The sequence below is a fragment of the Trabulsiella guamensis ATCC 49490 genome, from assembly GCF_000734965.1.
GTDB classification, from domain to species: domain Bacteria; phylum Pseudomonadota; class Gammaproteobacteria; order Enterobacterales; family Enterobacteriaceae; genus Trabulsiella; species Trabulsiella guamensis.
Map to the genome: position 1 here is coordinate 39,637 of NZ_JMTB01000113.1, position 26,822 is coordinate 66,458.

Consider the following 26,822-nt stretch of genomic DNA (forward strand, 5'->3'; position numbering starts at 1 on the left):
AAACGGCCCCGCAGGGCCGCATAGTTTTTTCGTATTTACCGCTTACTGATCTGGTCGAAAGTCCCGCCGTTGGAGAAGTGCTCTTTCTGCGCCTTCGTCCAGCCGCCAAACTCTTCATCAATGGTGAACAGCTTCAGTTTCGGGAATGCGCTGTCATATTTTTTCGCTATCGCTGGATCGCGTGGACGATAAAAGTTCTTCGCAGCGATCTCCTGGCCTTCCGGTGAGTAGAGATATTTCAGGTAAGCTTCCGCCACCGCCTGAGTGCCTTTTTTCTCCGCGACTTTGTCGACGACAGAAACGGTCGGCTCAGCCAGAATGGATTCGCTCGGGGTGACAATTTCAAACTTGTCTTTACCCAGCTCGTTGGTCGCCAGCAGCGCTTCGTTTTCCCAGGCAATCAGCACATCGCCGATGCCGCGTTCTACGAAGGTGTTGGTGGCGCCACGGGCGCCGGAATCCAGTACTTCCACGTTTTTAAACAGCGCTTTCACGAATTCCTGCGCTTTTGCCTGATCGCCATTGTTATGATGCAGCGCGTAACCCCAGGCCGCCAGATAGTTCCAGCGTGCGCCGCCGGAGCTTTTCGGGTTCGGAGTGATAACCGACACGCCAGGTTTAATCAAATCGTTCCAGTCGTGGATCTGTTTCGGGTTGCCTTTCCGCACGAGGAAAACGATGGTGGAGGTGTATGGCGCGGAGTTATCCGGCAGGCGCTTGATCCAGTTTTTATCGATACGGCCGCGCTCGGCAATGGCGTCAACGTCATAGGCCAGCGCGAGGGTGACCACGTCCGCTTCGAGACCGTTGATGACCGAAGTGGCCTGTTTGCCTGACCCGCCATGCGACTGACGAATCACGACATTATCGCCGGTTTCCTGTTTCCAGTGCGCGCTGAACGCTTTGTTGTACTGCTCGTACAGTTCCCGCGTCGGGTCATACGATACGTTTAATAACTGAATGTCCTTTGCCAGAATGCTGGTAGAGACCAGCAAAAGCGTTAACCCCAAATGCCACTTTTTCATCGCCCGCTCTCTTTATGCTGTGTTGTGATGAAAACAGCCTGCCAGAAAGCGATCCAATGATTAAAGAATAAAAAAAGATTTGCTATAACCTGAGGGCATAAATGAGAGAAATAAAACCCCCGGCAGCATCGCGGGGGTTTTCTGGACTATTCGGAGATGTCGTCTTTGCGGCTGCGCAGACGGAAACCAATCCAGAACACCATCACCACGGATAGCACAGCGGGCAGGAAATTAGAGCCGATGTCGGGATACTCTGCGCGCACGACAGTGCTGTAAAGCAGCACGCCGAGGATGAAAAAAGCCGCGGCCAGACCCGGCAGGCCGACCGGCATAGTCCGGTTCTGGTAGCGTTGATGCAGGCAGTAAGCCGCCAGCAGCAGCGAGATAATCGGGAATATGGAGAAAGGTACAATGGCGCTAAAAACCGCTGAGAATGTACCGTTGATCGATAAGCCGGCAATCAGGGCCAGCAAGAGCGTACCTTTGTCCTGCACTGACTGTTTCATTACTTTTCCTTCACCTGGTCAGAATGATGTGAACTCTTTTCCTGCTCCCGGCGATACCAGTAATACGCGCCTTTGGAGATCATCCTCAGCTGTAAAACCAGTCGCTCTTCTAATTGCCGACGCTGTTCCGCGCCAACATCCAGCGCCTCCGCGCCGGCGCTGAACACAATGGTGACCATCGCTTCAGCCTGTGCTTCGGTAAAGGCGCGCGGCATATGGTTTTCGATTTCCAGATAATCGGCAAGTTCCGCAATAAAATGCTGAATTTCACGCGCGACGGCGGCACGAAACGCGGGGGATGTTCCGGAACGTTCACGCAACAATAAGCGGAAGGCGTTAGGGTTATTGCTAATAAACTCCATAAATGTGGAAACGGACGTGCGGATCACGCTGCCGCCTTTGGCAATGCGTTGACGCGCCTGCCGCATCAACTGGCGCAGCATCAGACCGCTCTCGTCGACCATCGTTAGCCCAAGCTCGTCCACGTCGCGAAAGTGACGATAGAAAGACGTTGGCGCAATCCCTGCCTCGCGCGCCACTTCGCGCAGGCTGAGGCTTGCGAAACTGCGCTCAGCGCTTAACTGACTAAATGCGGCTTCGACCAGCGAACGCCGGGTTTTCTCTTTTTGTTGCGCTCTTACGCCCATCACGATGTCTGAATCCTTCCAAAGGCCCTGCTGGCACTATACCAGAGAATAACGCTACGTGATTTGCACAGCTTTGTGAATGATTGTTTACGCGCTGAATGTGCTTTCGTGCGGCAAAAAAGCACAACGATAATTGGGTTATCGCGCTGATGATGTTATTATTCTGTTGCTTTTATGTATAAGAACAGGTAAGCCTTACCATGCCACACTCCTACGATTATGATGCTATTGTGATAGGTTCCGGCCCCGGCGGCGAAGGTGCTGCAATGGGTCTGGTGAAACAGGGAGCCCGTGTCGCCGTTATTGAGCGTTATCATAACGTCGGCGGCGGTTGTACCCACTGGGGCACTATCCCGTCGAAAGCGCTGCGACACGCGGTCAGCCGCATCATCGAATTTAACCAGAACCCCCTCTACAGCGATCACACCCGACTCCTCCGCTCCTCTTTTGCCGATATCCTCAATCACGCCGACAGCGTCATTAATCAGCAAACGCAGATGCGGCAAGGTTTTTATGAGCGCAACCACTGCGAGATTTTGCAGGGCAACGCCCATTTCATAGACGAACACACCCTGGCACTGGAATGCCACGACGGCTCCGTCGAAACGGTCACCGCCGAGAAATTTGTTATCGCCTGCGGCTCGCGCCCGTACCATCCGAACGATGTCGATTTTTCACATCCGCGCATTTATGACAGCGACTCTATCCTGTCGATGCACCACGAACCGCGCCACGTGATTATCTATGGTGCCGGGGTGATCGGCTGCGAATACGCGTCTATCTTCCGCGGAATGAGTGTTAAGGTGGATCTCATCAACACCCGCGACCGTCTGCTGGCGTTTCTCGATCAGGAGATGTCGGACTCCCTCTCTTACCACTTCTGGAACAGCGGTGTGGTTATTCGCCACAATGAAGAGTACGAGAAAATTGAAGGGACGCATGACGGCGTCATCATGCATCTGAAGTCCGGGAAAAAACTGAAAGCCGACTGCCTGCTGTATGCTAACGGGCGCACCGGTAATACCGACTCGCTGGCGCTGGAAAACATCGGTCTGGAAGCAGACAGCCGCGGTCAGCTGAAGGTCAACAGTATGTACCAGACTGCGCTGCCGCATATCTACGCGGTGGGCGACGTGATTGGCTACCCGAGCCTCGCTTCGGCGGCATATGATCAGGGCCGCATTGCCGCGCAGGCGATGATCAAAGGCGAAGCCACCGCGCACCTGGTGGAAGACATTCCCACCGGCATCTACACCATCCCGGAAATCAGCTCTGTCGGCAAAACCGAACAGCAACTGACGGCGATGAAAGTGCCGTACGAAGTGGGACGCGCGCAGTTTAAGCATCTGGCGCGGGCGCAAATTGTCGGTATGAACGTCGGGACGCTAAAAATACTCTTCCATCGCGAGACGAAAGAGATCCTGGGCATTCACTGCTTTGGCGAGCGCGCTGCCGAGATTATTCACATCGGCCAGGCGATTATGGAGCAGAAAGGTGGTGGCAACACCATTGAGTACTTCGTTAACACCACCTTCAACTACCCGACCATGGCGGAAGCCTATCGGGTAGCGGCGCTGAACGGCTTAAACCGCCTCTTTTAACGGCTTGTCGAAATGGCCATCCATCGCACCACGGATGGCCTCTGCCAGCTGCTCATAGCGGCTGCGCAGCGGTGATCCCGGACGATAGACCAGACCCACCGTACGTTTCGGTTCAGGCTTGATGCACGGCAGATAAATCACACCGTCGCGTTTACGCTCCTGCGGTACAGCCAGTGCAGGCAACAGCGTGATGCCGCTACCGGCAGCCACCATGTTGCGCAGCGTTTCCAGGCTGGTGGCGCGGAAATGCGTGTCTTCATCGGCACCCGCTTCAAAGCAGAACCCCATCGCCTGATCGCGCAGGCAGTGCCCGTCTTCCAGCATCAACAGCTTTTCACCCGCCAGATCAGACATGGCGACACGATCGCGATTCGCCCACGGGTGATCTTCGTAGATCGCCAGCAGCATCGGCTCATCAAACAGCGGGACTTCAATAAACGCTTCACTCTCTTTCACCAGCGCCAGAATGGCGCAGTCGAGTTTACCGCTGTCCAGTTGCGCCAGCAGCTGATGCGTTTGCGCTTCGTGGAGGTACATTTCGAGCTTCGGGAAAGTCTGGTGCAACATCGGGATGATATGCGGCAGCAGATAAGGACCGACGGTAGGTATCAGGCCAATATGTAATGGCCCGGACATGGTTTCTCCCTGCTGGCTCGCCATCTCCTTGAGCACTTTGACCTCACGCAGCACAGTCCGCGCCTGATCCACCAGCAGCAAACCTGCCTGGGTGAACAGCACTTTACGACTGGTGCGTTCCAGCAGCATCACACCAAGCTCATCTTCCAGCTTACGAATTTGCCCGCTCAGGGTGGGCTGGCTGACGTGGCAGGAGTCTGCGGCACGGCGGAAATGACGATGTTCGGCTAACGCTACCAGGTATTCAAGATCACGAATATTCATTATTCATCCTCCATCGCCATGATAGTTCATGGCGATAGGTAGCATAGCAACGAACGATTATCCCTATCAAGCTTTCTGTTCAATAATACACCCAGAAACGAAGCGGTATCTCGTTAACCCTTGAAGCCACCGCTTGTTCAGAGAGTTTCGCACTGTTTCTCTCAAATAACTAAAGCCAACGTGAACTTTTGCGGACCCCGTGGTCCGCATTTTTTTTGCCTGAACGCTACACCAGACGTGCTTTTGCTGCGGCAATGGCCTGCGTTACCTGCGTCGGTGAGACGCCGCCTTTTGCCGCCCGTTTATCAAGACAGGACTGCAGCGACAGGATCGGGTAGACATCGTCGCCAATCACATTGCTGAACTTTTGCAGATCCGCAAGCACCAGCGCTTCCAGGGGCTTGCCCTGACCAATCGCCTCAACCACCGCTTCGCCCACAATGTGGTGTGCTTCGCGGAACGGTACACCTTTCGCCACCAGGTAATCTGCCAGTTCAGTGGCATTCGCATAACCCTGCTGCGCCGCTTCCTGGCAACGTGGACGCTTCACCTGAATGCCGTCCAGCACCAGCGCCGCCATATGCAGGCAATCGAGCCAGGTATCGAGCGCATCGAACAGCCCTTCTTTGTCTTCCTGCATATCTTTGTTGTAGGCCAGCGGCAACCCTTTCAGCGTCATCATCATGCCGGTCAGCGCGCCCTGCACGCGACCGCATTTGCCGCGGATAAGCTCCAGCGCATCCGGGTTTTTCTTCTGCGGCATCAGTGACGAGCCGGAAGTCACGCGGTCGGACAGCTCAACAAACCCGGATTCACCGGAGTTAAAGAAAATCAGATCTTCAGCGAAGCGCGACAGATGCACCATGCCGATGGACGCGTCAGACAGCAGTTCCAGCACGTGGTCGCGATCAGAAACGCTGTCGAGGCTGTTACGGGTTGCCGACGCAAAACCAAGCCAGCCGGCCAGTTGTTCACGGTCGATTTCATACGCGGTTCCCGCCAGCGCGCCGCAGCCCAGCGGACTGACGTCCAGACGCTTCAGTGCATCCTGCAGACGGCTTTCATCACGCGCCAGCATTTCGACATAGGCCAGACACCAGTGCGCAAAAGTCACCGGCTGGGCGCGTTGCAGGTGCGTGTAGCCCGGCATCACCGCGTCCTGATTGTTCTGCGCCGTGTCCACCAGCGCGCTTTGCAACTGGCGGTTCGCCGTGAGCAATTCGGTAACGGTATCTTTGCACCACAGTTTGAGATCAGTGGCGACCTGGTCGTTACGACTGCGGCCGGTGTGCAGTTTTTTACCCAGCTGACCGACTTTGTCGATGAGCTTCCCTTCCACCCAGCTGTGAATATCTTCCGCGTCGCTGTTGAGGATTTGCTGCGGATCCGCCTGGACCTCTTCCAGCAGCACGTTCAGCGCCGCTTCCAGCTGCTGCTGCTCGTCGACCGTCAGCACACCCACCGTTACCAGCGCTTTCGACCAGGCCACAGAGCCAACGATATCCTGCTCCGCCAGGCGATAATCAAAGCGCAAAGAGTCATTGAACTGTTTGAACCGTTGATCTGCTGCCTGAGTAAAACGCCCGCCCCAAAGTGCCATAACATGCTTCCTTAATTTCCAGAATATATAAATGATTAAGCCAGAATACGTGTACCAATCGGCGTGCCGTTAAACAGCGCCGGGAGCTGATCCGCATGCCGCCACGAGGCGATATCCACCGGGCGACCCAGGGCACGGGCTGCATCCAGCGCCGCGTTCACTTTAACAATCATACCGTCAGTAATTATACCCTGGTCAATCAGCTGTTCTGCTTTGGCCGCTGTCATTTCGGCGATGCGCTGCCCTTTGCCGTCCAGAATGCCGCTGACATCCGACAGCAGGATAAGATCCGCGCCCAGCGTCGCCGCCAGCGCCGTCGCCGCCTGATCGGCATTAACGTTCATCAGTTGCCCCTCGTCGGTGACACCAATGGAGCTGACCACCGGCAGGAAACCGCCTTCCAGCAGCGAGGTAATCAGCCTGGGCGACCCTGGTTGCGCCAGTCCGACATGACCGAGCGACTCATCTAGCTGGGTTACGTTGACGCTGTCGCCATCGCCAAGGTACAGGCCAACGGACGGAATATGGTGCTTTTTCGCCCACGCCAGCAATGTTTTGTTTGCCGTGCCCGCCAGCGCGCCGGTAATGATGTCTATCTGATCGGCAGGCGTAACACGAAGGCCATTTTTCTTTTTCACCGGCAGGTTGAGCTGTTTCATCAGTTCGTCGACCACGCAACCACCGCCGTGAACGATAACCAGCGGGCGCTGATGAGATTCACGATAATTAACCAGCGCGGTAAACAGGCGCTCCAGCGCCTCTTCACTATCCAGCAGTACACCACCGAGTTTGATAATTAAAGGATTCATCATCATCACACCTTAAAGAAGAGACTGCGTTTCGGGGTAACCGAAACGAATGTTTGCGCATTGTACCGCCTGAGCCGCGGCACCTTTCAGCAGATTATCTTCCGCTGCCACGATAATCAGATGTTCGCCATCCACCGCAAAGCCGATATCACAGAACGGCAGCCCTTCGACGCCTTTCAACGCCGGGACGCCAGCGTCATACAGGCGCACCAGCGGTTTGCTGGCATACGCCTGCTGATAGAGTTCCGCAATGCGCGCGCGGGTCACGCCGGCATTCAAACGGCAGGTGATGGTTTCGAGGATCCCGCGCTTAAAGTTACCCAGATGCGGCGTAAAAATCACCTCGGCCCCCAAATGCGTAGTAATTTCAGGATGATGGCGATGATTAAAAATACCGTACGGCTGCAGGCTTACTTCGCAGAAGCTGTTTGACATCGCCGCTTTACGCCCCGCGCCGCTGACGCCGCTGGTGGCGTTGATCACCGGCCACTGATTCAGATTGAGCACACCGGCATCAATAAGCGGTTTCAGCGCCAGTTGCGCCGCCGTCGGATAGCAGCCCGGCACCGCGATCAGATTCGCCTCTTTCACTGCATCGCCGTTCCACTCCGCCAGCCCGTAGGCAGCCTGCGCCAGCCATTCCGGGTGCTGATGAGTGAAACCGTAGAATTTTTCATAGAAGGCCGCATCGTTGACGCGAAACGCCCCTGAGAGATCGAACACCACACACCCGGCGGCGAGGAACTGCGGCGCCAGATCGTGGCTGACCTCATGGGCAGTGGCGAGAAACACCACGTCCACGCCGCCGCTGAATTCGCTGATGTCTGACATCGGCTGCAACGGCAGATCAACCACACCTTTCAGCTGCGGATGCAAATCAGATATTAACTTTCCTGCATCATTGCTTTGCGCTGAGACCGTCAAAGCGGTTATGTTCATATGCGGATGACGATTTATGTAACCCACCAGCTCAGCACCTGCATAACCGCTGGCGCCTACAATCAGCGTATTCAACATCGGGTTCCTTTAAGCTCAACGATAATGTATTTTTATTCACTAATTTTGCATGAATATTGATACTATCATGACCTGAGGTGTGTCAACAATGAAAAACGTTTTACCGCCATTTATCGAGATTTATCGCGCATTAATCGCCACTCCTTCGATCAGCGCAACGGAAGAAGCGCTCGATCAGAGTAATGCGGCTTTAATCAATCTGCTGGCCGACTGGTTCGCTTCTATCGGGTTCAACGTCGAGGTACAGCCGGTGCCGGGAACGCGCAATAAATTCAACCTGCTGGCCAGTACCGGCAGTGGCGCTGGCGGACTGTTGCTCGCAGGACACACAGATACCGTCCCCTTTGACGACGGACGCTGGACGCGCGATCCTTTTACCCTGACCGAACATGACAACAAGCTCTACGGCCTCGGCACTGCAGATATGAAAGGCTTCTTCGCCTTTATTCTTGATGCTCTGCGCGACGTTGACGTGACGCAACTGAAAAAACCGCTCTACATTCTGGCGACTGCCGACGAAGAGACCAGCATGGCGGGTGCGCGTTATTTTGCGGAAACCACCGCTTTGCGCCCGGACTGCGCCATCATCGGCGAGCCGACCTCGCTGCAACCGGTTCGCGCCCATAAAGGCCATATCTCCACTGCCGTGCGTGTGCTCGGCCAGTCGGGTCATTCCAGCGATCCAGCGCGCGGGGTGAACGCCATTGAACTGATGCATGACGCCATCGGCCATATTCTGCATCTGCGGGATGACCTGAAATCGCGTTATCACTACGAGGCTTTCACCGTGCCATACCCGACACTCAACCTCGGTGCCATTCACGGTGGTGATGCGTCAAACCGTATTTGCGCCTGCTGCGAGCTGCATATGGATATTCGTCCGTTACCGGGCATGACACTGGAAGATTTAAATGGCCTGCTGAATGAGGCGCTGGCACCGGTCAGCGAACGCTGGCCGGGCAGGCTGACGGTGTCAGAACTGCACCCGCCGATCCCCGGCTACGAATGCCCGCCAGATCATCAACTGGTGCAGGTAGTGGAAAAACTGCTCGGTACGCATACCGACGTGGTGAACTACTGTACCGAAGCACCGTTTATTCAGACCCGCTGCCCAACGCTGGTGCTCGGCCCCGGCTCTATTAATCAGGCGCATCAGCCGGATGAGTATCTCGAAACGCGTTTTATCAAACCCACCCGTGAGCTGATCACCCAAGTGGTGCATCACTTTTGCTGGCATTAATCGCCCGCCCTTTCTCTGCGGGAAAAGGGCGGCGTGATGATTTACAAGCCGAGGTCGCTTAAGCCCGGATGGTCGTCAGGGCGACGACCCTGGGGCCAGCGGAACAGGCGCTCATTTTCGGCGATCGGCAAATCGTTGATGCTGGCGAAGCGTGTGCGCATCAGGCCGTTCTCGTCAAATTCCCAGTTCTCGTTGCCGTAAGAGCGAAACCAGTTGCCGCTGTCGTCGTGCCATTCATAGGCAAAACGGACGGCGATACGGTTGTCGCTATAGGCCCAGATCTCTTTAATCAGGCGATATTCCTGTTCGCGACGCCATTTGCGGGTGAGGAATTCAACAATCTCCTCGCGCCCGGTGACGAAATCGCTGCGGTTGCGCCAGACGCTGTCCGGTGAATAGGCCAGCGATACCTTCTGCGGATCGCGGCTGTTCCAGCCATCTTCGGCAGCACGCACTTTCTGGATAGCGCTCTCCCGCGTAAACGGCGGCAGAGGCGGTCGTTGTTCAGACATGATCTTCTCCCTTCGATGTTAATTTCTCTTTTAGCAGCTGGTTTTCGTGTTCCAGCTCCGCAATGCGCGTTTGTAGCGTCTGGCTGTATTCAGCCACCTGCTGCGTGGTATAGCGCGGCGTGATGTGCTGCGGACAATTCCAGTCAAAGGCCATCAGGTGAAACAGATACACCCGCTCAACACGCGCGCGATAGTCAGGCAGCGTCACCTGTGCCAGCAGTTCCGGCGCCGCTTCCGGCGCGAACACCTCAACGGTGGCATAGATTTTCAGCCTGGCACGACGCGGGTAATCCATCAAAAACAAACAAGCGCGATCGCTGCCACGCAGGTTCCCACTGGTGATGTACTGTCGGTTGCCGCTGAAATCGGCCATCGCCAGCGTTTTGTCGTCAATCATTCGCAGAAACCCTGCCGGCCCGCCACGGTGCTGAAGATACGGCCAGCCACTTTGCGATACTGTTGCCATGTAAAAGCTGTCACGACTGGCAATCATCGCTTCTTCGCTGGCAGTAAACCGGTCGGACGTTCGTCCGGGACGCGGGTGCTGCCACAGCGCATCGCTGCCCATTTCATGCTGAACGTCCATCACATCCGGTGTCATGGCGATGTCGAGAAATCCCAGGGCCATCATTCACCTCTGCACCATGTTGTTGTCTTCTGTCGCGATGATGGACTCTGCCAGAGTAAATGATAATACTGAGAGTTCAGCAAACATCTTTCCGAAAAACGGGAGAATCATGGATCGTCTGGAAGCCATGGCGCTACTGGTGAAGGTTAGCGAACTGGGGAGCATGTCGGCGGCGGCGCGCATGCTGAATACGCCGTTAACCACTGTCAGTCGCAACATTGCCGAGCTGGAAAACCGCCTGGGCGTACGCCTGCTGACGCGCACCACCCGCAAACTTACGCTGACGGATGCCGGTGTGGATTACGTCGCGGCTGCACAGCGCATTCTGGAAGAAGTGGAAAACGCCGAACGGTGCGCCACCGGGGAATATCAGGAGCCGAAAGGGGAACTGGCGATCAGCGCCCCGACAATGTTTGGCCGCCTGTATGTGCTGCCGGTGGTGACGGAATTTCTCGCCCGCTATCCACAAATTACTCTTCGCTTGCTGCTGAGCGACCGCAACGTCGACCTGATTGGCGAGCATATCGATCTTGCCGTGCGTATCGGTCAGTTGCCGGACAGCTCGATGGTGGCGACCCGCGCCGGGGAGATGCGTATCGTCACCTGCGCCAGCCCGGCGTTGCTGGAAAAGTACGGTACTCCCGCCAGACCGGAAGCCCTCGCCGCGCTGCCATACATTCGTATTGAATCACCGATGCCGTTCAGCTACTGGCGCTCGCAAGAACAGCGCCCGGCGCTCTCCGTTACCAATCCGGAAGCCGCCGCCGACGCCGCCCGGCTGGGCGCAGGGGTGGCGAGACTGTTGCATTACCAGGCCATTGAAGGACTGCGGCGCGGCGAATTGTCGCTGATCCTCGACGCTTTCGAACCACCGCCGGTGCCGGTACATTTGCTCTACGCCTCGCGCGATCTCACGCCGCTGAAACTACGCAAATTCATTGATTTCGCGGCACCTGCGCTGCGTCTCGCGCTTCAGCAGATTGCCCGTACGGCTTAGTGTTAGACCGATTAAAGCGCTCTCGACAGGCCATCAATACTGAGTCATTCTTTTTGTAATAATTAATTCCATACACCCTGCCGTAATTTGGAATATAATATTCCTAAGCATGACACAGGTGCATTAAAACGAGGTAAAAATGAGTATTGACCTGAGTAAGTTACTGACCGAACGCCGCAACAGCAACAGCGCTGACATCGATACCCTCTCCACAGAAGCGATGCTGGCGGTGATCAACCACGAAGACCAGCAGGTACCACACGCCATAACCCCTTATCTGCCGCAGATCGCGCAGGTGGTAGATCGCGTTGCCGCGGCGATTCAGGCAGGCGGGCGTCTGATTTACATCGGCGCAGGCACGTCCGGGCGACTGGGGATCCTTGACGCCAGCGAATGCCCGCCAACGTTTGGCACGCGCCCGGAACAGGTGGTGGGGCTGATTGCTGGCGGGCATAAAGCCATTCTCAGCGCAGTAGAAAACGTTGAAGACAACAAAGCGCAGGGTGCTGCCGATCTGCAGGCCATCCGGTTCAGCGAGCGCGATGTACTGGTAGGGCTGGCCGCCAGCGGGCGCACGCCGTACGTCATCGGCGCGATGGAATACGCGAAAGCCTGCAACGCCTTCGTGGCAATTGTCAGTTGCAACCCGCACGGCGAAATGGCGCAACTGGCGGATGTCGCCATCACCCCAGTGGTCGGTCCGGAAGTGGTTACCGGCTCCACACGCCTGAAAGCAGGCACCGCACAGAAACTGGTGCTGAATATGATCTCTACAGGCGCCATGATCCGCGTCGGCAAGGTCTACAGCAACCTGATGGTGGATGTGGAAGCGACCAACGCGAAACTGATTGAGCGCCAGGTCTCCATTGTGATGGAAGCCACCGAATGCTCGCGCGATACGGCGCAACAGGCGTTGGCCGCCTGCGATCGTCACTGCAAAACCGCCATCGTGATGGTGCTGGCGAATCTCAGTGCCGACGAGGCACGTACTCTGCTGGCCGACAATCACGGCTATATCCGTCAGGCGCTGAATCACGCCTGAACTCCACACAGGACATCATGAATGGCGAAAATAACACAAGAGATGATAGCCCGGATCCTGTCCCACGTGGGCGGTGCCGGAAACGTGGCGCAGGCCGGGAACTGTATGACGCGTCTGCGTCTGACGCTGCGCAATGACAGCCAGGCCGACGTAGCCGCCATCCGCCAGATCGATGGCGTGCTGGGGGTGATTGTCAGTGATGAGCAATTCCAGGTGGTACTTGGCCCAGGCAAAGCCCATACCGCGGCAGAGATGATGAATCAGTTGCTCGACGCCGCGCCTGCGACCGACAACCCGTCACTGCAAGAGATGGCAGCCGCCAAAAAGCAGGAGCTGAAAGGCAAGCAAACCAGCAGCGTGCAGAAATTTCTGGCGAAGTTCGCCACCATCTTCACACCGTTAATTCCCGGGTTTATCGCCGTCGGTCTGCTGCTTGGCTTTGCGACGCTGGCTGAACAGATGTTCGTGCTGGAGAACGCGCATCCCAACGCCACGCTGGTGGCGCTGATCGGTTATATGAAAGTATTCAGCAAGGGTATGTTTACATTCCTGAGCATTCTGATTGGCTATAACGCACAGAAAGCCTTTGGCGGTTCCGGCGTCAACGGAGCGATTATCGCGTCGCTGTTTGTCCTTGGCTACAACCCGGACGCCACCAGCGGCTTCTACTCAGGCATTTCAACCTTCTTCGGTCACGGTATCGATCCGCGCGGCAATATCATCGGCGTGCTGATTGCCTCCATGCTGGGCGCGTGGGTGGAAAAACGGGTGCGCAGCGTTATACCTGCCAACCTCGATATGATCCTCACCTCCGCCATCACGCTACTGATCATGGGCGCCATCACTTTTATCGTCATCATGCCGCTCGGCGGTTATCTGTTTACCGGCATGTCGTGGCTGTTCCTGCATCTTAACGGCAACCCGTTCGGGTCGGCGGTACTGGCGGGGCTGTTCCTGCTGGCCGTGATGTTTGGCGTGCATCAGGGGTTTGTCCCTGTCTATTTTGCGCTCATGGACGCCCAGGGCTTCAACTCACTGTTCACCATTCTGGCAATGGCCGGCGCAGGGCAGGTCGGGGCAGCACTGGCGCTCTTTTTCCGGGCGAAAGCGGGCGCGCTACTGCGTACACAAATTAAAGGGGCGATCATCCCCGGTTTCCTTGGCATTGGCGAACCGCTGATTTACGGCGTGACGCTGCCGCGCATGAAACCCTTCGTCACCGCTTGTCTCGGTGGCGCCTGCGGCGGATTCTTCATCGGGATGGTGGCGTGGATGGGCCTGCCGGTGGGACTGAACACCGTCTTTGGCCCGTCGGGTCTGGTGGCGCTGCCGCTGATGACCTCTGGTCACGGCATTTTCGCCGGAATGGCGGTATACGCAGCGGGGCTATGTGTGGCCTATCTCTGCGGTTTTGTCCTGACCTGGCTGTTTGGCAGCAAGGATGTGGATTTAAGCTGATTCTGCTAACTTCTTTCTGCGCAATATCTTCAAAGTGCACTGCTTTGGTGCGCTTATAGATGTTTCAGCACTTCCATAACCTTTCAAAAACACTGGTTAAAAACACAGATAAAATGTTTTTAACTGGGTCAAATGAGTGATAGAGTATCACCAATAAGACCCATTGGAGGTGCTATGTTCGAATTTGAATTGCTTGCTCAAGATCTTCTCGAAAAAGCTGAAGAGGAAGAAAAACAGCAACAAGATAAAGACAGAAAATTGATTGAAAAAGTTCTGGAAATTTATGACCAGAAATATGTTGCTGAATTACTTAGAAAAATTGGCAAAAATGAATGGAGTAGAGAAACGCTCAACCGGTGGGTTAATGGTAAATGTGAGCCTAAATCATTAACTACTGCTGAAGAGACCCTCCTCAAGAAAATGCTTCCAGCTCCGCCTGAACATCACCCAAATTACGCATTTCGTTTTATTGATCTCTTTGCGGGTATCGGTGGTATTCGTAAAGGTTTTGAAGCAATTGGTGGTCAGTGTGTCTTTACCAGCGAATGGAACAAAGAGGCTGTACGCACTTATAAAGCAAACTGGTTCAATGATGAGCAAGCTCATCAATTTAACCTTGATATCCGTGAAGTCACACTAAGTGATAATGCCAATATTTCTGAAATAGAAGCTTATGAAAATATTGATAATGTTATTCCAGATCATGATGTCCTATTGGCGGGTTTCCCATGCCAGCCTTTTAGTCTGGCGGGTGTAAGCAAGAAGAATTCATTGGGCCGGGCCCATGGTTTCGAATGTGAAGCTCAAGGGACACTTTTCTTTGATGTCGCACGAATTATCCGCTCAAAAAAACCAGCTATTTTTGTACTGGAAAATGTTAAAAATTTGAAGAGCCATGATAAAGGGAAAACCTTCAAAGTCATCATGGAGACGCTTGATGAGTTAGGTTACGAAGTTGCTGATGCGGCAGCTTCGGGTTCAGATGACCCCAAAATTATCGATGGTAAACATTTCCTTCCACAACATCGTGAGCGAATTGTATTGGTCGGATTTCGTCGAGATCTTGCTATCCATGAAGGGTTTTCTCTCCGCGATATTAATCATTTTTATCCGAAAAAACGCCCTACTCTTGGTGAATTACTTGAGTCCACAGTTGACAGTAAATATATTCTTACGCCAAAGCTCTGGGAGTATCTCTATAACTATGCTAAGAAGCATGCAGCTAAAGGTAATGGTTTTGGGTTTGGTTTGGTTGATCCTAAAAATGCAGATAGTATCGCACGGACTCTTTCTGCCAGATACCACAAAGATGGCTCCGAAATTTTGATAGATCGAGGATGGGATAAAGAGCTTGGTGAGGTTGATTTTGGAAATGAACACAATCAGTCCCATCGGCCGAGACGGTTAACGCCTCGTGAATGCGCACGCCTAATGGGGTTTGAAAAACCAGATGGGAAACCATTCAGAATCCCTGTCTCCGACACCCAGTCATATCGACAATTTGGAAATTCTGTCGTTGTTCCCGTTTTCGAAGCTGTCGCCAGATTACTCGAGCCATATATCTTAAAAGCTGTGACAGTAAAAACCGCTAAGAATTAAAGACGTTCCCGGCACTTCTTTGCCGGGGACTTATTATGACCTATCGGTATACAATTCAATCAACTCTGCAATAAAAGCGCCTAAACTCATCAACTCACCTCTAATAGCTTCTGGGTATTTCTTATGCAGACTAGCAGGAACAACCAATCTCACACCTGCTTCCTGCATTTCTCTGAACTGAGCTATTGAAACACCCTCCTGAAGGGTGAAAAGATGGATTGTTTTGATTCTATCCGCTTCATTGAGTATTTGCCGCCAGCGATCTTTACAGGTTGTTTTAACAGCCAGCATTCGCAATCTATCATCAGAGAACGCCACATCTTTATAGGCCTCAACTGACGGGAAAAGAAAATCTGGTTTTTTGTTACCCTCTGTAGTCGCCTGAGTTGCGAAAATGCTCAACCCGTGTTCCAGAAATAGTTGTTCAAGATGCAATTCAAGCGATTTTCCAGCGCGAGATTTACGGCGATTACTAACCGAGTTGGCCAATGCGATAAACTCATCAACCGATCCAAATCCTTTTTGAATAATATCGAGAACGTGCGCTTCCTCTACCAAAAGGAAAATATCATATTCAACACGACGGCGATCGATTAATTGCTCATCCGGGTCGGCGGAATCTTTAGCAAAATAAGACGCTGCATATTGAATAATTTCACTTCCGGAAGGGAAAGTATGGCTCCACTCTTCGGGGAGTTCATATCGCTTATTATTCACCTTAGGCTGGGGAGCTAACCCTCCCAAAATCTCTCTAGCAGGACCGAAGAGCAATGTTCCAGGTACTATTTCTCCAAGAGTTGATTCCACAACATCTTCTTCATCCGGATTGATACAAACCCAAGTATCTACACCTTCGCTATCGTTTCCAGGCTCATGCTTGAAGGCCAGAACAGCCAACGCTCCCGTATTTTCCGGATTCTGAAGAGGGCTATCTCCCCCCCAACGAGTGATTCTTTTCTCGTTTCGCGTCATGCCAAAGAATTTATTATTGTAATAAATAGCCCTGACTTCACTATCGGCACAAATATGTGACGAACTTTTTGCATGTAGTAATACCGAAGGATTTAATTCACGAGTATGATTGATTGAAGGGAAAAGCTCAGCAACAATGCCTGATGGGATATATAAACCTACCTGATGACCGCCTGTTGCTCCTGTATCATTGGCAGATAACCTTTTGATAAATACATAATTTTTCCCATTTGCTTTATCGAGCAACCAATTTTGAAAGTCTGACATTATGCTTCCTTACTTATTTTTCGAACTCTGGAAAAGATTGTTTCACATATTTCCTGAAGCGGCTAGTATGTAGCCAAACAGCAAATCCTTTTTCAGTATTCACCGAACATCAGTATGTTAATTTCACTTCTTAAATAAAATGCCAAATTCTCCCTGTGCTATGATGTCCTCCGAAGTAAAAAGTGAGAGAAAACAGCGAAGAGGACATCATGGGCTCCAGCAGAAAAGGGATGATGAACGTGCTGATCGCCGCCATTTTATGGGGTAGTTCAGGCGTTTGCGCACAGTACATCATGGAACAGAGCCAGATGTCGTCGGGGTTTCTGACCATGACGCGCCTGCTGTTTGCCGGTACTATCCTGTTAACGTTGTCTTTTGTTCACGGCGACAAAATTTTCGCCATCTTCCGTCACCGTAAAGATGCCCTGAACCTGCTGATTTTCACGCTGGCAGGGGCGTTGACAGTGCAACTGACTTTCCTGCTGACCATCGAAAAATCTAACGCCGCGACCGCCACCGTGCTGCAGTTTCTCTCACCGACGATCATTGTCGCGTGGTTTGCACTGGCGAAACGCGTTCGTCCGGGCCTGCTGGTAATAATCGCGATTCTGACGTCGCTTATCGGCACGTTTTTGCTGGTTACTCACGGCGACCCGACGTCGCTTTCTGTCTCTGCGGCAGCGCTGTTCTGGGGGATTGCTTCTGCATTTGCGGCGGCGTTTTATACCACCTTTCCATCAACGCTTATCGCCCGCTACGGCACGTTGCCTATCGTTGGCTGGAGTATGCTGCTCGGCGGTATCGTGTTGCTGCCGTTTTACGCCGCGCAGGGTTCGCAGGTTGCCATCACCGGTAATCTGGTTCTGGCCTTTTTCTACTTCGTGGTGATCGGAACCGCTTTGACCTTCAGCCTGTACCTGAAAGGCGCACAACTGATTGGCGGGTCAAAAGCCAGCATTCTGAGCTGTACGGAGCCACTGAGCAGCGCGCTACTGTCGCTGCTGTTGTTGGGCGTGACGTTTACGCTGCTCGACTGGCTCGGTACGCTGCTGATCCTCTCCTCTGTGATCCTGATTTCGCTGGATTCGCGCAGAAGAGTGAAACCGGGGCTGTAAGCGCTTACTTAATCTTCACCTTCGTCGCCACCAGCAGCGCTGTCAGTAGCATCAGCGTACCAGACAGCGCCAGTGGCGACAGCAATCCAAAATGGTCGAGCGCAAAGCCGCCGACGGCGGCACCGCAGGTGTTCGCTAATTGGATCACCGCGACCTGAATGGAACCGGCTTTTTCCGCCTGATCGGAGAGCGAGCGGGTGATCCACGTTGACCAGCCGACCGGCACCAGTGCAAACGCGAAGCCCCAGATAATCGCCACTGCCGACGCGACAACTTTATCGTTGCCCCAGAGCATCAGCGTCACTGCGCTTAATGCCAGTACCAGCGGCGCACAGGCCAGCGCGGCTTTCACCGAACGCTTGAGAATGACTGACGACAGCGAGGTGCCAATAAAACTGGCGATACCAAAACTCAATAACACCAGCGTCAGTCCATCGACGTCGAAGCCCGCCAGGGTCATATACACCGGGCGAATATAGGTGAAGAACGAGAACTGACCGGCAAAGGCCATGAAAATCGCGATCATCCCGGCTAACACGCCGGGGCGCTTCAGCAGGCCAAACATGTTCTGTTGCTGCGCCGTTTCGCCGGGCAGCGACGGCAGGGCTTTCACCACCCAGAGAATGCACAGCAACCCCATCAACGCCGCGCCGTTAAACACGTTGCGCCAGCCGATAATGCCGCCAAGGAAACTGCCCAACGGCGCGGCGATCACCAGCGCAATCGACACGGCACCAAAAATCACCGACAGCGCTTTCGGCACCATGCGCGGCGGCACAAGACGCATTGTCAGCGACGCTGACATCGCCCAGAAGCCGCCAAGCGCGAGACCCAGGCAGGCGCGCCCCAGCAACAGCAGAGCAAAACTGTTAGAAAACGAAACCAGCAGGCAGGAGAGCGTCAGCAACACGGCAAACAGGATAACCACATAGCGGCGATCGGTTTTACCAATGAGATGGGTGATAAACAGGCTGGCAAACATCGCCACAAACGCGGTGGTGGTGACTGACTGCCCGGCCACGCCTTCGGTGATGCCGAGATCCTGCGCCATCGGCGTCAACAGGCTGACCGGCAGAAACTCAACGGTAATCAGGCACGCCACACAAAACGCGACCGCAAAGACGGCTGACCAGTTAGCGCGGGATATCACGTCAACGGATTTTTTACTTTCTGTGCATTCACTCATCGGTTATCGGGTGTCCAGAAAAGGGTGGCGGGTCGCGCAGTGTAGCATTTTAACTGTGACGTATTTAACGTTTTGCCAACTTTTCCGACGGTTCAGTGCAGCCAGTGAACACCCTCTTCCGGCATATACAGGGCGTTGTAGCGGGTCTGGAAGGCATTGAGTTCCCAACTGTCCGGCTCCAGCTCACGCAGAAACCCCTGCGCCAGACGAAGCTGGGCATCGGTGATCGGTGCGTCGAGTCGCGCTTTTTGCATCAGGCGATGCCAGTAGCGCATGTTCTGTTCACTGCCATCGACAATAAACACCTGCCAGATCAGCAGCACCTGCGCTGCGTTTTGCAGATGCGCCTCGTTCGGCCTTTCCAGATAGCGGAGAAATTCGTTGCCCGCGGACTTCCCCATCTGATCGATCATTGATTCCACCGGCTCCGGCGTAATCGCCAGGCGCTCGCTCAGGCGACGGATAGCGCGGCGGGAATCGGAGGTCAGCACCCTGAATCCCACAATAAAGACAACCACCAGCGTGGCCAACATCAACCAGATCATGCAACCTCTCACGTTATCTCTGCGTTCACATCATAAAGGGAATTCCTTTCAAGTCGACAGAGAGATAAAAAAACGCGCTTACCATGACGATAAGCGCGTGAAAACGAACAATCTCAGGAAGACGGGGGTCACATCACCCCGGTGGTGACGTGGAATGTGCGGGTTTGCTGTGGCGCCAGTTCAATCAGACTACCGTTGCGCTGTGCTGCCAGGAACCCTTCCGGGCGACAGGTGGCTGGTAACGCGAACGCCGCCACCTGCTGATCGCCGTTGTAGAGGATCCAGCGCGTCACATAATTCAGATCTTTACTGGAGAATCGTGTAACGAACGTGGTGCCATCAGGCGCGATCATCTTAAATTCGGGAGTTTGGGTGTAACGATCGAGCTTATCGCCGAAGAACACGATTTCCGGGTCGCAGAACTCTGGCGCATTAAGCGTTTTCAGCGACACCTCACCCTGCAGAATGCGCTGGTTGAACGCCTGCCACTGTGGCGTCGGCTTCACATGCGCCGGAACAGATTCCCGTAACGTCAGCGCCTCATCAGGGAAATTCTGCTCAAAGGTCGCCTGCGGCACATAGGCGTAATTCATGTGGCACATGTACTGCAGCGGCATCGCCACTGACGCGAGGTTGGTTACCGACATGGTGATGTCAAACAGCGCGCTTTCTTTATGCAGTGCTACTGTCGGGCTTGCGTGATAATGATGACCGAAACCCATCACATATTCACAGCCGCCGCCGATGCGCAGTGTGTCGCCATCAAGCTCCAGCCAGGCATCATCCATCGTCGCGCAGGCCATTTCGCCATGCAGCGGGTGCGTGTCTTCCGGCGACGGGCAACCGTTAGCCAGCAGCCCGGAGTGAAACGCGAAGCAGCCATAGGTTTCGACGACCTCTTTCGCCGGTTTCGGCTGGCGGAACATGTTGCGCATCGTCAGGTCGTGGCCGTCGAACTGCGCATCCCAGATCATCTGTCCCATCCACGGCAGGATAACCAGATGACCACGACTGTTTTGCAGGCGTAAACCTTCTACACCGCTGTCATAGCGAAACGCAGTGACCGAGAAATCGCTGTTTTCCAGCAGGACGCGGGGTTGTTCGGTAAACAGACTGCGCCATAACGGAATTCGGGTTGTCATGGAAGTTCTCCTCAGGACGCTGTGGCTTCTTCACCCAGCGTGCGACGTACTTTCAGCTCACGCCAGAAGTAAATACCGACGTAGACGAAGCACAGCATCGACACCAGGAAGGAAACCTGTAACGAATGGAACATATCAGCGACGTAGCCCTGAATAGCCGGAACCACCGCTGCACCGACAATCGCCATCACGATAACCGCTCCTGCCATTTCGGTATGTTCGTTATCGACGGTATCCAGCGTCCCGGCGTAAATCGTTGCCCAACAGGGTCCAAACAGCACGCTCACCAGCACCGCGACATACACCGCGCTGAAGCTCGGTACCAGGGCGACATAGGCGAGGAACAGCGCGCCGACAACGGAGTACATGATCAGCACTTTTTCGGGGTTGAAGCGCGTCATCAGAATGTTGGCGATAAACTTCCCGATGAAGAAGCAGGCGAAGCTGTAGACCATAAAGTTTGAGGCATCGCGTTCGTTAATATCCCCCAGTTCCAGCGCCAGTCGAATGGTGAATGACCAGACGGCCACCTGCATACCGACATACAGGAACTGCGCGAGAATACCGCGACGGAAGCGGGCGTTGGTCGCCAGATAACGCAGCGTGTCCATGGCTGACGGGCGCTTATGTGTGGCGGTCTGCTCGACTTTACATTTCGGGAAGCGGGTGAAGAGGAACAGCACCAGCACAACCACCAGTACCATAATCATGTACTTATAGGGTTCGAGGGTGTTCTCCAGCATCAGCACTTTGAAGTTGTGTACCTGCTCTGCCGTCATGCCCGCCATCTGTTTTTCCAGGCTTTCGCCTTCGGAGAACACCAGATATTTCCCCAACAGAATGCCGGAGGCCGCGCCAATCGGGTAGAAAGTCTGACTGATGTTCAGGCGCAACGTTGCCCACTGTTTCGGCCCAATCATTGAGCTGTAGGTGTTTGCCGCAGTTTCAAGGAAGCTCAAACCGATGGCAATAGCAAAAATGGCCGCCAGGAACATGGTGTAGGTCGCCATGTGCGAGGCAGGGAAAAACAGTGTACACCCGACGATATAAAGCGTTAATCCAATTAATATCGCGACTTTATAAGTGCTATTTTTAATCACCAGCGAAGCCGGAATCGCAATTAAAAAATAGCCGCCATAAAACGCACTCTGCACTAACGCGGAGGCAAAGTTACTCAGCGAAAATACGCTTTTAAACTGGGTAATGAGAATATCATTTAACGCCGCAGCGCATCCCCACAATGGAAATAAACAGGATAACAAAATAAACTGGAACAGAGGGGTTTTATTCAGATACCCGTCAGGCATCTGAACGATGTTTTTATCGTTCATAGTGCTACCTTTAACTGTACAGAGTTTTATTTTTCGTTTAACGCCAGATACTCATTGAATTGTTCAATGCTGGGATAAGACGACTGAGTGCCTTTCCCTGTAACGCTAAACGCAGCAAAGAGAGCGGCTTTTTTCATCGCGAATTCCACGTCACCACTCTGAACATAGTAATGCGCAAAGCAGCCAATGAAGGCATCGCCTGCGCCGCTGGTATCGACTGCATTGACTTTAAAAGCAGGTACGTGGACTTCCTGCTCACGGGTCATCCATAACGCGCCTTTTTCACCCATGGTGACGATAATATTATTTAGCCCCATTTCTAACAGCGAGCGGGCAGCGGTTCGAATATTATCGTAGGTGTTAACTGGCATACCGGTGAGGATTTCCAGTTCGGTTTCATTAGGAATAAAGAAATCACATTTACAGGCATAAGACATATCCAGCTCACGTAACGCTGGTGCTGGATTCAATAACACCTTAATGCCATGTTTTTTGCCAAACTCAATGGCGTGATAAACCGTTTCGAGCTGGACTTCGAGTTGCAGAACAATTAATTGACACTTCTTCAGATCTTCTGCCGCGCGATCAATATCTTCCGGCGACAAAAATTTATTCGCACCTTTAATAATCAGAATACTGTTGCTGGAGTTGGCGTTAACAAATATCGGCGCCACGCCACTGCTGGTGCAGGGCACTTTTTCAACGTAGGTGGTATTGATGCCCCAGGATTCTAAATTGCGGATGGTGTTGTCAGCAAAAATGTCATCGCCGACTTTGGTCAGCATCATGACTTTGGAATTGAGCTTTGCGGCAGCCACCGCCTGGTTTGCGCCTTTACCGCCACAGCCAATCTTGAATGCGGGTGCTTCCAGGGTTTCCCCCTCTTTTGGCATCTGGTTGGTGTAGGTGATGAGATCAACCATGTTGGAGCCGATAACCGCGATATCCATGTTTACTTCCTCTCTGAAACAATCACACTGCAATGATATTATCGAAACATTATCATGTTACTTTTGTATCATTTGTGATTCTGATCGCGATTAAAAAATCATATGGCTGTTTATTTCTTGATCACCCGTTTTTGTGATGGGGATAACATCGTGCAAACTCAGCGAAATAAAAATCAATTAACTTGCTGATATATATCATTTTAATATTAGTTAAGCGCAACGTAACGGGCTTTCTTTTCAGCAGGCAGCGCAGTATAGTAAAGCGCAGACGGGATGTTGCGTACGCATCAGATAATGTTACTTTGAAAACATTAAGAGCTAACTGGGACAGGTTCTTACAGCGGAGAGAGTGAATGGAAACCAAGCAAAAAGAACGCATTCGTCGTTTGGTGGAGCTGTTAAAGAAAACAGATCGTATTCACCTTAAAGATGCCGCACGCATGCTTGAAGTCTCCGTGATGACCATTCGCCGTGACTTAAGCCCGGACAACAACGGTGACGTCGCGCTGCCGCTGACGCTGCTCGGCGGCTACATAGTGATGGTGAACAAACCGACGTCAGTCACCGCGCCGAGCGGCAAAGGAAAAACCCATCACCCGGATGACTTACCGGTCGCGATCCTCGCCGCCGGAATGGTAGCGGAAAACGATCTGGTCTTTTTTGATAATGGCCCGGAAATGCCGCTGGTGATCAGTATGATCCCGGACGACATCACCTTTACGGGGATCTGCTACTCGCACCGCGTATTTATGGCGCTGAATGACAAACCCAACGCCACCGCCATCCTCTGCGGCGGGACTTATCGCGCTAAGAGCGATGCCTTTTATGACAACAGTAACCCCTCGATTCTGGATTCGCTGAACCCGCGCAAAGTGTTTATTTCGGCCAGCGGCGTTCATGAACACTATGGCGTGACCTGGTTCAATCTTGATGACCTCGCCACCAAGCGAAAAGCCCTGCAGCACGGCCTGCGGAAAATCCTGCTGGCGCGTTACGCCCTGTTTGACGATGTGGCACCCGCCAGCATTGGTCCACTTTCGGCATTTGATGTGCTGATAAGCGACCGTCCGCTGCCGGCAGAGTATGCCACCCACTGCCGGAACGGATTCGTGAAAGTCATTACGCCGGACTCAGACGGCGAATAACTTATTCGAAGAACAGCCCGAGCTTGTTAAAGACGCCCGGATCGCTCTGGTGGCGGACGATATGGACTACGTCCTCGAGTTTGTCTATCTGACTTATCATTTGCTCCAGCCGCTGATCGTTATTGACCAGTAGCCAGATACGGCTTTTGTCGCTGTTCTGAATCGGCAGACAGAGAATGCCCTCGACGTTAAACGCACGACGGGCAAACAGCCCGCAGACATGAGTCATTACGCCCGGGTGGTTGCGCACGGTGAGTTCCAGAATCACGTTGTCATGTGTCGGTTGTTGCATGGCTTATTCCCCCACCATTTCAGTATTTGCCGCACCCGGCGGAACCATCGGATAGACTTTCTCTTCAGCGTCAATGCGTACGTGGATAAGCGCAGGCCCTGGACGCGCGATAATCTCCTGCAGCGCCGCCTGCGGATCGTCCGCTGTGGTTAAGTCGCAGGTCTGCAATCCAAAACCAGCCGCTATCTGCATGAAGTTGATCATGCCCGGATAGGTCGCCGCAAAAACCCCCTGCTTGTAGAACAGGCTCTGCTGCTGATGCACCAGCCCCAGCGCTTCGTTGTTCATCAGGATAATTTTGACGTCGAGATTATTTTCGGCAGCCGTCGCCATCTCCTGAATGTTCATCATCAGACTGCCGTCGCCGGAGAAGCACAGCACTTTACGGTGCGGATTCGCCAGCGCCGCGCCGATGGCGGCAGGCAGACCGAAGCCCATGGTGCCCAGACCGCCGGACGTCAGCCACTGGCGTGGGCGGTTCAACGGATAAGCCTGCGCCACCCACATCTGATGCTGCCCGACATCGGTGGTAATGATAGCGTCATCATCAACGCAGGCGGCGACCGCATTAATCAGTCCGTAATGGGTCAGCGGATCACCGCCGGCCGGGATGGCGGACGGGAATTCCTGCTGCAGCGCCGCAACCAGCTGTCGCCACTCTTCACGCGGCGTGGCGTCGATCAGCGGCAACAGCTGCTCCAGCACCTCGCCCACATCGGCCTGAATCGCCACATGCGGCTGTTTGATTTTACCCAGCTCCGCGCGGTCGATGTCGACGTGAATGATCTTCGCGTTGGGGCAGAACTGCTCCGTTTTGCCGATCGCCCGGTCATCAAAACGCGCACCTAACACCACCAGCAGATCTGACTCCTGCAGTATGAAGTTAGTGCTCCGTGCGCCGTGCATACCCAGCATACCCAGTGACAGCGGATGCGCTTTCGGCAGAATGCCCAACGCCATTAAGGTCATGGTGGTCGGCAGACTGGCTTTCTCCGCCAGCTTGCGTACCTGCTCTGCCGAGGCAATCACGCCGCCGCCCAGGTAGAGCACCGGGCGACGGGCGGCATTAATCATTGCCGCCGCTTCACGAATATCCTCCAGGCGGAACACCGGCGCAGGCGCGCGCGCGCCAGGAATCGGCAGGTCGGCGATATCGATTTCAGCCGTCTGCACATCTTTGGGAATGTCGATCCACACCGGCCCCGGACGACCTGACTGCGCAATGCGAAACGCATCGCTGATCACCTGCGGTAACTCGTTTATGTTGCGGACTAAATAGTTGTGTTTGGTGATGGGAATAGAAATGCCATAGGTGTCCACTTCCTGAAAGGCGTCCGTACCGATAAGCGAGGATGAGACCTGCCCGGTAATGCAGACCAGCGGGATGGAATCCAGCCGTGCATCCGCAATCGCCGTGACCAGGTTGGTCGCGCCCGGCCCGCTACAGGCCATACAAACTGCCGGTTTCCCCTGCGTACGCGCCATGCCTTGTGCAATGAACCCTGCGCCCTGCTCGTGGCGCGCCAGTACATGGCGGATCTGCGTGCTTTGACTTAACGCATCATACAACGGCAGCACTGTCCCTCCCGGGATACCTGCCACGGTAGTGATGCCCTGTCGCTCCAGTAAATGAACGATTAACTGCGCACCGGTGTAACGCGTGCTTTGTGAGGTTTTGCCCGAACTTGCCATGCTCCAGTCCTTTTCTTCTGGGCCGACTTACCTGGCGAGTTCCTTAAACGAAAAACCCCGCCCGGTTTGCGCCGGCGGGGTTTTGGAATCGTGTGTTCCGGACCCTACGGCGCATTGCCGACGACCACCACCACACGCACGACGACCACCGCGGCGAGTTGCGCGGTGTTTAGTAGGTTCGTCGTATGCATGGAAGCGTTCATTTGGGACCAGCCTGTGATTCATCAATTGAATTTATACAAGCACAGGTTTGGCTGGCAGACAATGGAATTATTTTCATCAGGAGAAAAACTGCGCCGTCGATCACGTTTCGTTTTGCAGCGGCAGAAAACAAAAAACCCCGCCAGAGCGAGGTTTTTATCGACAGGGTTTGCGGGTGGTAGCCGCAGAACACACTGTGTTACGTCAACAGCCAGAGTATACGCGATCGCAAGCGAACGCGCAATTTTCAGGCACGGATTTTGACGTGTTGAGTATGGTACAGCCCGGCGAATTTGTCCAAAAAATACTGTTCATACATACAGTGTTTATCTATAATGAGCTTGTTCACTTTGTGAGATTCGGGGGCCGCATGTTATACGGGCGCAATGAAGTCCTGGCTGAA

Annotated in this window: 26 protein-coding genes; 8 read left to right on the forward strand and 18 right to left on the reverse strand. The window is 53.8% G+C overall.

Annotated elements, in window-relative coordinates; all coding sequences use genetic code 11:
* Window positions 1-35 precede the first annotated feature (35 nt).
* The 3 genes from GTGU_RS19515 to fabR all read right to left on the reverse strand — a co-directional run bounded on the left by GTGU_RS19515 (window position 36) and on the right by fabR (window position 2,181).
* Window positions 36-1,025: a sulfate ABC transporter substrate-binding protein gene (locus tag GTGU_RS19515; RefSeq protein ID WP_038161153.1), complete on the reverse strand. Its 990-nt coding sequence runs from the start codon at window positions 1,023-1,025 to the stop codon at window positions 36-38.
* A gap of 146 nt (window positions 1,026-1,171) precedes the next feature.
* The gene (locus GTGU_RS19520; RefSeq protein WP_038161156.1) at window positions 1,172-1,531 is read right to left on the reverse strand and encodes a YijD family membrane protein; all 360 of its coding nucleotides are present in this window, start codon (window positions 1,529-1,531) and stop codon (window positions 1,172-1,174) included.
* Window positions 1,531-2,181, reverse strand: a complete 651-nt coding sequence (gene fabR, locus GTGU_RS19525) for an HTH-type transcriptional repressor FabR (RefSeq protein ID WP_038161157.1) — start codon at window positions 2,179-2,181, stop codon at window positions 1,531-1,533. The genes GTGU_RS19520 and fabR overlap by 1 nt, the downstream gene beginning before the upstream one ends.
* A gap of 197 nt (window positions 2,182-2,378) precedes the next feature.
* Between fabR and sthA the strand changes: the two genes are divergently transcribed.
* Window positions 2,379-3,779 carry a Si-specific NAD(P)(+) transhydrogenase gene (gene sthA, locus GTGU_RS19530; RefSeq protein ID WP_038161160.1) on the forward strand — a complete coding sequence of 467 codons (1,401 nt, stop codon included), beginning with the start codon at window positions 2,379-2,381 and terminating at the stop codon, window positions 3,777-3,779.
* Here the strand turns inward: sthA and oxyR are convergent.
* The 4 genes from oxyR to argC all read right to left on the reverse strand — a co-directional run bounded on the left by oxyR (window position 3,762) and on the right by argC (window position 8,105).
* Complete coding sequence (gene oxyR / locus GTGU_RS19535) at window positions 3,762-4,679, reverse strand: DNA-binding transcriptional regulator OxyR (RefSeq protein WP_038161162.1); 918 nt, start codon at window positions 4,677-4,679, stop codon at window positions 3,762-3,764. The two genes, sthA and oxyR, sit on opposite strands and share 18 nt — an antisense overlap.
* A 226-nt stretch (window positions 4,680-4,905) precedes the next feature.
* The gene (gene argH / locus GTGU_RS19540) at window positions 4,906-6,279 is read right to left on the reverse strand and encodes an argininosuccinate lyase (protein WP_038161164.1); all 1,374 of its coding nucleotides are present in this window, start codon (window positions 6,277-6,279) and stop codon (window positions 4,906-4,908) included.
* Window positions 6,280-6,314: 35 nt separating this feature from the next.
* Window positions 6,315-7,091: an acetylglutamate kinase gene (gene argB / locus GTGU_RS25830; protein ID WP_156964213.1), complete on the reverse strand. Its 777-nt coding sequence runs from the start codon at window positions 7,089-7,091 to the stop codon at window positions 6,315-6,317.
* A gap of 9 nt (window positions 7,092-7,100) precedes the next feature.
* Entirely contained in the window at window positions 7,101-8,105 is a 1,005-nt protein-coding gene (gene argC / locus GTGU_RS25835) for an N-acetyl-gamma-glutamyl-phosphate reductase (protein ID WP_038161166.1), read from the reverse strand.
* Between the two features lie 88 nt (window positions 8,106-8,193).
* Between argC and argE the strand changes: the two genes are divergently transcribed.
* Window positions 8,194-9,345, forward strand: a complete 1,152-nt coding sequence (gene argE / locus GTGU_RS19555) for an acetylornithine deacetylase (protein ID WP_038161168.1) — start codon at window positions 8,194-8,196, stop codon at window positions 9,343-9,345.
* A 41-nt stretch (window positions 9,346-9,386) separates the two neighbouring features.
* Here the strand turns inward: argE and GTGU_RS19560 are convergent, their stop codons facing one another.
* Both GTGU_RS19560 and GTGU_RS19565 read right to left on the reverse strand, forming a co-directional pair.
* Complete coding sequence (locus tag GTGU_RS19560) at window positions 9,387-9,857, reverse strand: nuclear transport factor 2 family protein (protein ID WP_038161172.1); 471 nt, start codon at window positions 9,855-9,857, stop codon at window positions 9,387-9,389.
* A complete protein-coding gene (locus tag GTGU_RS19565) occupies window positions 9,850-10,485 on the reverse strand; it encodes a pyridoxamine 5'-phosphate oxidase family protein (RefSeq protein ID WP_038161384.1) in 636 nt (211 codons plus the stop codon). Before GTGU_RS19565 ends, GTGU_RS19560 begins: the two co-directional genes overlap by 8 nt.
* Window positions 10,486-10,594: 109 nt before the next feature.
* Here GTGU_RS19565 and GTGU_RS19570 point away from each other — a divergent pair, with 109 nt between their 5' ends.
* The 4 genes from GTGU_RS19570 (at window position 10,595) to GTGU_RS19585 (ending at window position 15,581) form a co-directional block, all read left to right on the forward strand.
* Complete coding sequence (locus GTGU_RS19570; protein WP_038161174.1) at window positions 10,595-11,482, forward strand: LysR substrate-binding domain-containing protein; 888 nt, start codon at window positions 10,595-10,597, stop codon at window positions 11,480-11,482.
* A gap of 139 nt (window positions 11,483-11,621) precedes the next feature.
* Complete coding sequence (gene murQ / locus GTGU_RS19575; RefSeq protein WP_038161176.1) at window positions 11,622-12,524, forward strand: N-acetylmuramic acid 6-phosphate etherase; 903 nt, start codon at window positions 11,622-11,624, stop codon at window positions 12,522-12,524.
* A gap of 21 nt (window positions 12,525-12,545) precedes the next feature.
* A complete protein-coding gene (murP, locus tag GTGU_RS19580) occupies window positions 12,546-13,982 on the forward strand; it encodes a PTS N-acetylmuramic acid transporter subunit IIBC (RefSeq protein WP_038161178.1) in 1,437 nt (478 codons plus the stop codon).
* Between the two features lie 174 nt (window positions 13,983-14,156).
* Window positions 14,157-15,581, forward strand: a complete 1,425-nt coding sequence (locus GTGU_RS19585) for a DNA cytosine methyltransferase (protein ID WP_038161180.1) — start codon at window positions 14,157-14,159, stop codon at window positions 15,579-15,581.
* Between the two features lie 33 nt (window positions 15,582-15,614).
* On the opposite strand, the gene GTGU_RS19590 is transcribed toward GTGU_RS19585, so the two are convergent.
* Window positions 15,615-16,820 carry a type II restriction endonuclease gene (locus GTGU_RS19590; RefSeq protein WP_038161181.1) on the reverse strand — a complete coding sequence of 402 codons (1,206 nt, stop codon included), beginning with the start codon at window positions 16,818-16,820 and terminating at the stop codon, window positions 15,615-15,617.
* Between the two features lie 209 nt (window positions 16,821-17,029).
* On the opposite strand from GTGU_RS19590, the gene GTGU_RS19595 reads away from it, so the two are divergent.
* A complete protein-coding gene (locus GTGU_RS19595) occupies window positions 17,030-17,935 on the forward strand; it encodes an EamA family transporter (protein WP_038161387.1) in 906 nt (301 codons plus the stop codon).
* 4 nt (window positions 17,936-17,939) lie between these two features.
* Here GTGU_RS19595 and nepI read toward each other — a convergent pair whose 3' ends face one another.
* The 5 genes from nepI to rbsK form a co-directional block, all read right to left on the reverse strand.
* On the reverse strand, window positions 17,940-19,121 hold the full coding sequence (gene nepI / locus GTGU_RS19600; protein WP_038161182.1) for a purine ribonucleoside efflux pump NepI: 1,182 nt from the start codon (window positions 19,119-19,121) through the stop codon (window positions 17,940-17,942).
* Between the two features lie 92 nt (window positions 19,122-19,213).
* On the reverse strand, window positions 19,214-19,666 hold the full coding sequence (locus GTGU_RS19605; RefSeq protein ID WP_038161186.1) for a DUF1198 domain-containing protein: 453 nt from the start codon (window positions 19,664-19,666) through the stop codon (window positions 19,214-19,216).
* 128 nt (window positions 19,667-19,794) lie between these two features.
* Entirely contained in the window at window positions 19,795-20,808 is a 1,014-nt protein-coding gene (locus GTGU_RS19610; RefSeq protein ID WP_038161190.1) for an aldose 1-epimerase family protein, read from the reverse strand.
* 11 nt (window positions 20,809-20,819) lie between these two features.
* Window positions 20,820-22,139: an L-fucose:H+ symporter permease gene (fucP, locus tag GTGU_RS19615; protein WP_038161191.1), complete on the reverse strand. Its 1,320-nt coding sequence runs from the start codon at window positions 22,137-22,139 to the stop codon at window positions 20,820-20,822.
* A gap of 26 nt (window positions 22,140-22,165) precedes the next feature.
* Window positions 22,166-23,089 (reverse strand): ribokinase, encoded by a 924-nt coding sequence (gene rbsK / locus GTGU_RS19620; protein WP_038161193.1) that lies wholly within the window; start codon window positions 23,087-23,089, stop codon window positions 22,166-22,168.
* Window positions 23,090-23,442: 353 nt separating this feature from the next.
* Between rbsK and GTGU_RS19625 the strand changes: the two genes are divergently transcribed.
* Window positions 23,443-24,234 carry a DeoR family transcriptional regulator gene (locus tag GTGU_RS19625; protein WP_038161195.1) on the forward strand — a complete coding sequence of 264 codons (792 nt, stop codon included), beginning with the start codon at window positions 23,443-23,445 and terminating at the stop codon, window positions 24,232-24,234.
* Window position 24,235: 1 nt separating this feature from the next.
* Here GTGU_RS19625 and ilvN read toward each other — a convergent pair whose 3' ends face one another.
* The 3 genes from ilvN to ivbL all read right to left on the reverse strand — a co-directional run bounded on the left by ilvN (window position 24,236) and on the right by ivbL (window position 26,421).
* Window positions 24,236-24,526 carry an acetolactate synthase small subunit gene (gene ilvN / locus GTGU_RS19630; protein WP_038161198.1) on the reverse strand — a complete coding sequence of 97 codons (291 nt, stop codon included), beginning with the start codon at window positions 24,524-24,526 and terminating at the stop codon, window positions 24,236-24,238.
* A gap of 3 nt (window positions 24,527-24,529) precedes the next feature.
* The gene (gene ilvB / locus GTGU_RS19635; RefSeq protein ID WP_038161200.1) at window positions 24,530-26,218 is read right to left on the reverse strand and encodes an acetolactate synthase large subunit; all 1,689 of its coding nucleotides are present in this window, start codon (window positions 26,216-26,218) and stop codon (window positions 24,530-24,532) included.
* A gap of 104 nt (window positions 26,219-26,322) precedes the next feature.
* On the reverse strand, window positions 26,323-26,421 hold the full coding sequence (gene ivbL / locus GTGU_RS25840; protein WP_124965767.1) for an ilvB operon leader peptide IvbL: 99 nt from the start codon (window positions 26,419-26,421) through the stop codon (window positions 26,323-26,325).
* Window positions 26,422-26,822: the final 401 nt, after the last annotated feature.